Annotated in this window: 1 pseudogene; it reads left to right on the top strand. The window is 43.4% G+C overall.

Annotation, left to right across the window (positions count from 1 at the left end):
- Window positions 1–154 precede the first annotated feature (154 nt).
- Window positions 155–597 (top strand): annotated as a pseudogene (locus ACTXGO_RS15890) (hypothetical protein); the annotation flags it as partial.

Genomic DNA, 597 nt, shown 5'->3' with positions numbered 1-597 from the left:
ACTACCTTAAAAGCCATTTGCGCAATGAAGACCCTAGAGTAGTTGATAATCTCATTAAACAGATGATTAGTAATAAGATTATCTTAATATCGAATACAAATAAGCTTAGTTACAACATTTAAAAGCTAAAAACAACTATCCAAAGGCAAACCTCATGCTCATTCCAAAATACTGGGCGCAACATAAACAGCGCTTTGAGTCGAAAGTGACAGCTAGCCAATTGTCTAAGCAAGCCACTATTAAACGCTATGGCTGGTCGGATATCAGTCAAAGCGATGCTTTGGAGCATGCTAAAGCGCGGGTGGCAGAGGCGCATAAGCGCTGGCTAGCAGGCGAGGATATCCTACGCCGTGAGCGCAAGGAAGAATACAACCAATACAATGGCATTCCCATTCGTGAGCAGATCGTCTCTAAGCAAGTTTTCCCTTCATCGGTATCCACAAAAGAGGCGCCAACGCAGCTCATCGTCACCCGTAACAGTTACGGCGCGCAAGTCGCTAACGTCGACAATATCGTTATTATTGATGTCGATAACGACGATTTATTACATCATCTCTATCCTGATAATTATGACAGTCATGGCTTTATGCCCGCTTC

Source organism: Psychrobacter sp. T6-1, assembly GCF_052258445.1.
The sequence above is the reverse complement of the archived record's forward strand: the minus strand, read 5'-3'. Positions and strand labels throughout refer to the sequence as shown.